This window comes from Lactobacillus sp. C449L (genome assembly GCF_059900815.1).
Window position 1 is genome coordinate 1 of sequence record NZ_JBWXGA010000226.1, and the last position, 455, is coordinate 455.

Below are 455 nucleotides of genomic sequence, written 5' to 3' on the forward strand. Positions count from 1 at the left end.
ATTTATGGGCGGTGGGGTGCTGCAAACAAATGGGAAAAAGATTACGAATTTTTCCTTGCTGGAAGGCGGAGCGATATCAGGAACGGGAGCTTTCCTGGTAATCCTGGCCTCCATCTATGGGCTTCCTGTTCCCCTGACACAAGTAACGAGCACGGCCATTATTGGTATCGGAGCATCTCAAAATGGATTTGGTATCCTGAAAAAGAAAATTATCAGCAAAATTCTTAAAGTCTGGATCGTCTCTCCAATTGTCTCACTGGTGATTTCATATAGTTTTGTGAAAATTTTTGTCGAAAGGGATCTATATTCCGTGATTGTTTTATTCAGTGTTTGCACAGCAACACTTGGATCCCTGAGTCTGGCCAAAACGATAAAAGAAGACAGCAGGGTGTTTTACGAAAAAGGCGGAGGAATTTAACTTAAAACCGATCATTCTGATGAGAATACTTTTATAT

At 41.1% G+C, this 455-nt stretch carries 1 protein-coding gene; it reads left to right on the plus strand.

Annotated elements, in window-relative coordinates; translation table 11 throughout:
- Positions 1–418 (plus strand): inorganic phosphate transporter (locus tag AC2JF9_RS09150; protein WP_500727143.1); only part of this gene is annotated, 418 nt, incomplete at its 5' end.
- Positions 419–455 lie beyond the last annotated feature (37 nt).